The 4,960-nt window shown below is 73.3% G+C and carries 7 protein-coding genes; 5 read left to right on the top strand and 2 right to left on the bottom strand.

Annotation, left to right across the window (positions count from 1 at the left end; translation table 11 throughout):
• From flgA to L2I40_RS18950, 3 genes are all read left to right on the top strand, one after another.
• A partial coding sequence (flgA, locus tag L2I40_RS18960) for a flagellar basal body P-ring formation chaperone FlgA (protein WP_237216747.1) occupies window positions 1–371 on the top strand: 371 nt, incomplete at its 5' end.
• Window positions 368–1,093, top strand: a complete 726-nt coding sequence (gene flgH / locus L2I40_RS18955; RefSeq protein WP_237216746.1) for a flagellar basal body L-ring protein FlgH — start codon at window positions 368–370, stop codon at window positions 1,091–1,093. The genes flgA and flgH, both read left to right, overlap by 4 nt.
• A 231-nt stretch (window positions 1,094–1,324) precedes the next feature.
• Window positions 1,325–2,059: an SOS response-associated peptidase gene (locus L2I40_RS18950; protein ID WP_237216745.1), complete on the top strand. Its 735-nt coding sequence runs from the start codon at window positions 1,325–1,327 to the stop codon at window positions 2,057–2,059.
• Between the two features lie 123 nt (window positions 2,060–2,182).
• On the opposite strand, the gene dksA is transcribed toward L2I40_RS18950, so the two are convergent.
• Complete coding sequence (dksA, locus tag L2I40_RS18945) at window positions 2,183–2,599, bottom strand: RNA polymerase-binding protein DksA (protein ID WP_237216744.1); 417 nt, start codon at window positions 2,597–2,599, stop codon at window positions 2,183–2,185.
• Between the two features lie 131 nt (window positions 2,600–2,730).
• Window positions 2,731–3,147: a flagellar assembly protein FliX gene (locus tag L2I40_RS18940; RefSeq protein ID WP_237216743.1), complete on the bottom strand. Its 417-nt coding sequence runs from the start codon at window positions 3,145–3,147 to the stop codon at window positions 2,731–2,733.
• Between the two features lie 235 nt (window positions 3,148–3,382).
• Here L2I40_RS18940 and L2I40_RS18935 point away from each other — a divergent pair, with 235 nt between their 5' ends.
• Together L2I40_RS18935 and L2I40_RS18930 are read left to right on the top strand one after the other, a co-directional pair.
• A complete protein-coding gene (locus L2I40_RS18935) occupies window positions 3,383–4,492 on the top strand; it encodes a flagellar basal body P-ring protein FlgI (protein WP_237216742.1) in 1,110 nt (369 codons plus the stop codon).
• Window positions 4,489–4,785 carry a rod-binding protein gene (locus L2I40_RS18930; protein WP_237216741.1) on the top strand — a complete coding sequence of 99 codons (297 nt, stop codon included), beginning with the start codon at window positions 4,489–4,491 and terminating at the stop codon, window positions 4,783–4,785. Before L2I40_RS18935 ends, L2I40_RS18930 begins: the two co-directional genes overlap by 4 nt.
• Window positions 4,786–4,960: the final 175 nt, after the last annotated feature.

The following is a 4,960-nucleotide window of genomic DNA, read 5'->3' as shown; positions in this document are numbered from 1 at the left end:
CGGCGCGAAGGATGGCAGCCGGCGAGGTGGTGCGCGCGGCGGATGTCAGGCTGGTGCGCGTGCCTGCCTCCCGCCTTCGTGCCGGCGCGGCGCAGGAGGCGGGACAGGTGGTGGGCCAGGCGCTGCGCCGGCCGGCCGCGGCGGACCAGCCGCTGCTGCTCGCCGACCTCGCCGCCGCGACGGCGGTCGAGCGCGGCCAGACGGTCGTGATGCTCTACGAGACGCCCGGGCTCGCGCTGACGGCGCAAGGCCGCGCGCTGGAGGCGGCGCCGCGCGGCGGCAGCGTGCCGGTGATGAACCTCGCCAGCCGCACGGTGGTGGAGGCGGTGGTGGTCGCACCCGGCCGCGTCCGCGTGGGCGCCGCACGATGAGGGCGGCGGCGCTCCTGCTCGCGCTGCCGCTGCTCGGCGCCTGCGAGCGGCTGTCGGATCTCGGGCGCCCGCCGGCCATGGCGGGCATCGAGAACCCGACGGCGGATCCGAACTGGCGGCAGGTCAGCATGCCGATGCCGGCGCTGCAGGCGCCGCCGGCGGCGGCGAACTCGCTCTGGCGGCCGGGCAGCCGCACCTTCCTGCGCGACCAGCGCGCGGCGCAGCCGGGCGACCTCGTCACCGTGCTCGTCTCGATCCAGGATCAGGCGCAGCTGAGCAACGAGACCGAGCGCGAGCGGCAGGGCAGCGACACGCTCGGCATCCCCAGGCTGCTCGGGCTCGAAAGCAGCTGGACGCGGATCTTCCCCAACACGATCGATCCGACGCGGCTGGTGCAGACCAACGGCGAGCAGAATGCGAGTGGGTCGGGCAGCATCCGGCGGAACGAGACGGTGACGCTGCGCGTCGCGGCGACGGTTGTGCAGGTTTTGCCGAACGGGAACCTCGTCGTGGCGGGGCGCCAGCAGGTGCGCGTGAACAGCGAGCTGCGCGACCTCACCGTGAGCGGCATCATCCGCCCGCAGGACATCGCGAGCGACAACACGGTACGGCACGACCGGCTGGCGGAGGCGCGCATCGCCTATGGCGGCCGCGGCACGATCAGCGACATGCAGCGCCCGCGGGTCGGTCAGGAGTTGCTCGACATCCTGCTGCCGTTCTGAGTCTCCCCACGACGCCGCCTTCGGCGCTGCCGCGGGGGCCCCGAGACGCTTTCCCCACGACGTCGCCTGCGGCGCCGCCCCGGGGGGCCCGGAGGGCGCCGAGCCTGGGTGGCCGGACCGCCGGCGCGGCGAAGCCACGCCGGCCACCGGGGGGCGGAAGCGGAAGTCGCCGCGGCGTGGCCTTCGGTGGGCTGGCCTGCCGTGAGGACGCGAGGGCACCATATGCCAGGCATGTGCGGACGCTTCTTCCTTCAGCGCGACCCGGCGGGACTCGCGCGCTACTTCGAGACGGTGAACCCGACGCCGAACCATCCGCCGTCCTGGAACGTCGCACCGACCCAGACCTCGCTGGTCGTGCGCCGCCATCCGGAAAGCGGGGCGCGGCACCTGGACCCGCTGCGCTGGGGCCTCGTGCCGCGCTGGGCGAAGGACACAAAGGACGCGGCGAAGCTGATGAATGCGCGGGCTGACGGGCTCGCGGAGAAGCCCTCCTTCCGCGACGCCTTCGCGAAACGCCGCTGCATCGTGCCGATGGACGGGTTCTATGAGTGGCGGAAGGACGAGGCGGGCGGGCGGCAGGCCTATGCGGTGGGGCTAACCTCGGGCGAACCGATGGGCGTCGCGGGCCTGTGGGAGGGCTGGAAGTCGCCGGAGGGCGAGTGGCTGCGCACCTTCACCGTCATCACCACCGATGCCAACGAGAAGCAGGGTCTGGTGCACCATCGCATGCCGGTGATCCTGCCGCCCGAGGCCTTCGACGCCTGGCTCGGCGCCGAGCCGGCGGAGGCGCACGACCTCCTGGAACTGCTGGTCCCCTGCCCGGCAGAGGACCTGGCGATCTGGCCGGTGGACAACCGCGTCGGACGCGTGGCGGAGAACGATGCGGGCCTGTTGCGGCGCGACCCGCTGGCGCAGCCGCCGCCCGAACTGGACGACGCGCCGCCCGACTTGGCACGTCCGCTCTAGACGTGGCCGCTTCGCGCACGCGCCGGGCGCCGGAATCGAAAGGCCCGCCGGGTGGCGGGCCTGTCGGGACGCGTCACATCCGCGTCAGCGTGTCGCCAAGCCGGCGACGCGCCCTGCGACATTTCAATCGTCGCGGTGGACGCGCTCCATGCGCTCATGGCGCTCCTGCGCCTCGATTGAGAGCGTCGCGATCGGCCGCGCCTCGAGACGCCGCAGACCGATCGGCTCGCCGGTCTCCTCGCAATAGCCGTAGGTGCCGTTCTCGATCCGCTCGAGCGCCTGGTCGATCTTGGAGATCAGCTTGCGGGCCCGGTCGCGGGTGCGAAGCTCGAGCGCGCGGTCCGTCTCGACGCTCGCCCGGTCCGTGAGGTCGGGCTCCGCGATGCCGCCCTCGCCGAGGCTGTGCAGCGTCTCTCCTGCCTCGCGCAGAAGATCGCTTCGCCAGCGCAAAAGCTTCTGGCGGAAATATTCGAGCTGGAGGGGGTTCATGAACTCTTCGTCGGACGACGGGCGGTAGTCCGGCGGCAAGGTCACGAGCATGATACGATCTTCCCCAACCCTCCCCGGCCGTGGCCCGGCGCCCGTCCGACGAAGGCGGCCGGACCATAGTGGCGAGAGTAGGGCGAGTTCAAGCCCTGGTTTCAAAGCAAGTTCCTGATCTGCGCGCATTTTCATCCGTCTGACCCATCCGGGTCATGCGGTCGGGCCCGGCGCCGACGGGCGAGCTCGATCCGCGCGCGGAGTCGGAGTTCGGCCAGCACCGAGCGGAGCGCCGGATCGGCCACCGCCTCGTTGGACTCGACGAGGGCAGCGAGGCGCTCCCACCGTGCCGAGTCGCCCTGCGCCCGCAACAGGTCGAGCTGGAGTCCGCGCAACTCGTCGAGCGCCGCATGCGCGCGGCCCATCTGGCGCTCCACCGCTGCGGCGGCCGGCGGGACGTCCTGCACGGCGAGCAGCACGGGCGGGTCCGCGCGTGCGACACGGAACGCCGCGCCTCCCGCCTGCGGCTGCGCCACGGTAAAGCCGGCGGCGGGGCGCGCTGCGCGGCGCGGGCTCGCCCCCTGCCCCAAGCCGAACACGCGCGTCATGCCGTTCTCCTCACTTGAACCTCGCGGCTGAACCTCGCGGCGCCCCGTCGCGTCGCGAAGCGTCACCGGCCGGGCATCCGCTGCCGCCAGCCGGCAAGGCTTGCCGCCCACTTCGGTGTGTTCGCGGCCAGGGCCCTGGCATACCGCTTGCCCTACCCGTGGCATGCCGCCGGCCGTCGCCGGGCGGCGGATGCGCGGGCCGGAGCGAAGAGTGGCGACCAAACCTTGCCGGAGAATGACGAGCCTCTGGGCGGCGGTCCTGCTGGGCTGGGTGCTGACGCTCGGCGCGGCGCCGCCCGCCGCCGCGCAGGTCCGCATCAAGGACATCGCCGATGTCGAGGGCGTACGGGACAACCAGCTGGTCGGCTACGGGCTGGTGGTCGGGCTCAACGGCACCGGCGATCGGCTGCGCTCAGCGCCCTTCACGCGCCAGTCGCTGATCGGCGTGCTGGAACGGCTCGGCGTCAACACGCGCGACCAGGAGACGCGGCTCGATACGCGCAACGTCGCCGCCGTGATGGTCACCGCCAATCTCCCGGCCTTCGCCCGTCCCGGCAGCCGGATCGACGTCGCCGTCTCGACCCTCGGCGACGCCACCAACATCACCGGCGGCACGCTGCTGGTCACGCCGCTGCTCGGCGCGGATGGCGAGGTCTATGCGGTGGCGCAGGGTGCGGTGGCGACCGGCGCCATCGCGGCGCGCGGCGCGGCGGCGAGCGTGACGCGCGGCGTGCCGACCGCGGGTCGGATCGCCAATGGCGCGGTGGTGGAGCGCGAGGTCGCCTTCCAGTTCGCGCAGGGCGAGCGCATTCGCCTGGCACTGCGCAACCCGGACCTGACCACGGCGCGGCGCATCGCGGCGGCGATCAACCGCCAGGCCGGCGGCGGCGTCGCGCAGGCGACGGATCCGCGCACCGTCAGCCTGCTTATCGGGGGGCGGGATCCCATCGCCTTCCTGTCCGAGGTCGAGCAGCTGCGCGTGCAGCCCGACCAGGTCGCACGCGTGGTGATCGAGGAAGCGTCCGGCACCATCGTTGTGGGCTCCCAGGTCCGGGTCAGCACGGTCGCGATCGCACAAGGGAATCTCACGATCCGCATCACCGAGACGCCGCAGGTCAGCCAGCCCAACGCGCTGTCGGGGGGACAGACGGTGGTGGTGCCGCGCACGGGGATCGAGGTGGACGACCAGAACGAGCGGCGGATGGGCATCCTGCGCGGCGGGGTGACGCTCGACGAGCTGGTGCGCGGGCTGAACAGCCTCGGCGTCGGGCCGCGCGACCTAATCTCCATCCTGCAGACCATCAAGGCCGCCGGCGCGCTGCAGGCGGAGCTGGAGGTGCGATGACCATCTCGCTGACCGCGGCGCCGGCCGCGCAGGGAACGATCCGGCGGCTGGCGCAGGAATTCGAGGCGCAGGCGGTGGCGGCGATGTTCCAGCCGGTCTTCGCCGCGCTGCCAACCGACGGCCCCTTCGGCGGCGGCAAGGCGGAAGCGCAGTGGCGCCCGCTGCTGGTGGACGCGATCGCGCGCGACCTCGCGCGCGCAGGCGGGCTTGGGCTCGCCGCTCCGGTGGAGCGGGAGCTTCTGCGCGCGCAGGAACTCGCCGGTCGCGCGCAGGGACAGGGAGACCAGGCATGATGCAGGCTGTGCTGGCCGCGGCGGGGCGGCTTGCGGAGGCGCTGCGCGCGGAGAACGAGGCGCTGGCGCGGCTCGACCTGGGCGCGGCGGCGGAACTCGGCCGCGCCAAGCGCGAGGCGGCGGAGGCCTTCGAGGCCGCCTTCGCCGCCGCGGCCCGGACCGGGACGACGGGCGA

The sequence above is a fragment of the Falsiroseomonas oryziterrae genome, assembly GCF_021864505.1.
Lineage (GTDB): Bacteria > Pseudomonadota > Alphaproteobacteria > Acetobacterales > Acetobacteraceae > Falsiroseomonas > Falsiroseomonas oryziterrae.
The sequence above is the reverse complement of the archived record's forward strand: the minus strand, read 5'-3'. Positions and strand labels throughout refer to the sequence as shown.